This is a genomic window from Micromonospora sp. WMMD737 (assembly GCF_049179055.1).
Classification (GTDB): domain Bacteria; phylum Actinomycetota; class Actinomycetes; order Mycobacteriales; family Micromonosporaceae; genus Micromonospora; species Micromonospora reichwaldensis.
In genome coordinates this window covers 1-2,396 of the sequence record NZ_JBMHMH010000013.1, presented here as the reverse complement: position 1 = coordinate 2,396, position 2,396 = coordinate 1, and the positions used below count along the sequence as shown (strand labels likewise).

4 protein-coding genes are annotated in these 2,396 nt (G+C 66.7%); 1 reads left to right on the top strand and 3 read right to left on the bottom strand.

The window, feature by feature from the left end; genetic code table 11:
* The 3 genes from ACN27A_RS33805 to ACN27A_RS33795 all read right to left on the bottom strand — a co-directional run.
* Window positions 1–1,145: serine/threonine-protein kinase (locus tag ACN27A_RS33805; RefSeq protein WP_421458974.1), on the bottom strand; the 1,145-nt coding region annotated here is incomplete at its 3' end.
* A gap of 127 nt (window positions 1,146–1,272) precedes the next feature.
* Window positions 1,273–1,683, bottom strand: a complete 411-nt coding sequence (locus tag ACN27A_RS33800; RefSeq protein WP_421458972.1) for a PIN domain nuclease — start codon at window positions 1,681–1,683, stop codon at window positions 1,273–1,275.
* Window positions 1,674–1,901, bottom strand: coding sequence for a hypothetical protein (locus ACN27A_RS33795; protein ID WP_421458971.1), 228 nt, complete (start codon window positions 1,899–1,901; stop codon window positions 1,674–1,676). The genes ACN27A_RS33800 and ACN27A_RS33795 overlap by 10 nt, the downstream gene beginning before the upstream one ends.
* Before the next feature lie 121 nt (window positions 1,902–2,022).
* On the opposite strand from ACN27A_RS33795, the gene ACN27A_RS33790 reads away from it, so the two are divergent.
* Window positions 2,023–2,396, top strand: a 374-nt coding sequence (locus tag ACN27A_RS33790; RefSeq protein ID WP_421458969.1) for a hypothetical protein, incomplete at its 3' end; no start/stop codon positions are given.

Sequence of the window (2,396 nt, the reverse complement as noted above, 5' to 3'; positions counted from 1 at the left end):
CTCGGCGGTGCCGGGGTGCAGCTGTCGGCGCGGTATCCGCGCGGCAACAACTGCCTCAATTCGGCGATCGCCTCGGGCGAGGAGGTCTCGACCGGTTCCGGTGTCGGGGGAGAGGTGCCGGCGGGGGGACTGGGGTTGCGCGCGATGAGCCAGATCGCAGCGACAACGGCAATCACAGCGACCACCGCGCCGCCGAGAACCAGTTCTCGCCGGCGCGAGGCCGCCCGGGTGTGGGGGAGCAGGTCGATGAAATCTGCTGCGGTGCCGCGTGCCTCGATGGCACCGTCGCTGCCTGCCGGTATCGACGGTTGGTCGCGGTGACGTGGCAACTCGGCAGGTCGACCCGCCGTGGAGGAGCTGATTGCGTTGGGGGTGAACACTCCTGCCACTTCGGCGGCAAACTCTCCGGCCGAGCGGTAACGGTCGGAGGTCCGCCTGGCGAGCGCCTTGGCGATAACGGAGTCCAACTGAGGGGAGGCCCACGCAAGTCGATCAGAAAGACGCGGCGGGGCGGTGTCCAGGTGCGCTAGCACACTTGCCGAGCCCCCGGCCTCGGCCAGGTAGGGATGCTCTCCGGTGAGCAGCCGGTACAGGGTGCACCCGAGCGAGTAGACGTCGGCACGTTCGTCCACGCTCTCGCCGGTGATGACTTCGGGTGCGCTGTAGGCCAGCGTCGCGGTCATCGGTCCGTCTATCCCTTGATCGCGGCTGTGCGTCGTTAGTGCTGCGCCGAAGTCGCTGAGCACGACCCGCTCTGTGCCCGACGGTAGCTTGCCGGCTGCCAGCAGAAAGTTCGACGGTTTGATGTCCTGGTGCACGACACCGCGCGAATGGGCGTAATCCAGGGCATGGGCGACCTCGGTGATGATGTGCAGGGCGCGTTCCGGCGTCATCTGTCCGTCGGAGAGCGCAATCTCGGCATTGGTCCCTTCGACGTACTCCATAGCAATCCACAGCTGCCCGGCGTCGGTCTCACCACGGCTGAACACGCGCACGATGTTGGGATGTTCGAGCCCGGCGATGATGTCGGCCTCATGGAGGAATCGCGCGCGCAGGTGGTCGTCGGCGCCCAGCTCGGCCGGTAAGACCTTGAGCGCTTCGCGCCGCGGCAGTGTCGGGCTTTGCACGAGGTACACGGTGCCCATCGGCCCCACCGCTAGCACCCGCTCGACGCGGTATCCGGCGATGTGTGTCGGCTGCGGGGGCGCGTCCTCGGGTGTGGTCATACGCATCCACTTCGCGCTGGCCGAGGGCCGCTGCAGTCGGGGGCGCTCATAGCCGCAGCCGTTCGACCGATTGACCGGTGATGCCGGCGATGAGGTCGAAGTCTTTGTCCAGTGCGAGAACCGTGAGGCCGGCAATTTCAGCAACCGCAGCCACGAGCAGATCGGGGATCGCTGGTGCGCGGTGCTGCCCTCGGTCGGCCAGCAGAAGTTGCACTTCCACAGCGCGGTCCTCGGCGGCTGGGGTCAGGTACTCGAGCGGCATGAGCACCAGTGGCGCCGCGGAGGCTTCACTGCGCGCCAGCGCTCCGGTGCGGAAGGAATAGCCGATCTCCAACCGGGTCACGATGCTCATGCGCACGAGACCGCGTTCGATACGTTCCACCCATGCTTCGGCGTCGGGTGATGCGGTGAGCCGGGTGTAGGCGGATTTGTCGATGAGCCAGTTGGTCACCGCCACGCGGAGTCCATCACGTCGGGATCGTCGAGGTCGGTGGCCGCGGCCGCGGCGCGACGCAGGTCGTCGACGGTCATCGCGCGCGTTGCACCACTCACCATGCCCTCGCTCTCGAAGCGGGTGCGTAGATACTCTTGGCGTGAGAGCCCGCGCGCTGCTGCGTCGGCGTCGATACGAGCGATCGCCGCCTCCGATAGGCCGCGTATCAACACATCGCCCATCTCCTTGACCTCCTGATATCACCGATATCAGTATACCGTCTTGGTCGCATGCGTCAGGCATCCGACTGTTTTCCTCGACTGGTGCTCAGGCAACGGGCGGTTATGCCCGATAATTGGATGCGTGACCATTCAGCGCGAGGCCGCCGTGGCAGTGGCGGTCGTCGAGCGCGCGCGCTCTCTGTTCGGCACGCCCACTGCGGGTTCAGCGGCTGGCATGTCGCTGCAGTCGGCGGCAGATTCCGCCCGGGGCACCGGCGAGCGGATGTCGAGTTTGTCGGGCCAGTTCGTCGAGCGCCACGCAGCGGTAGCCCAGAAGCAGAATCGCGATATCGGCATGGCCGGCCGCACGGACACGGCCTTAAAATCGCACTTGAGCTCCGCGGCGCTGATCACTCATGCCGGCGCGCGTCAAATGGACACGATCGTGGCCCAGACACGCTCCATCGCTCAGGCCGCAGCCACGGCGCGCACCCCTTCTGCGGAGATGATGGTGCT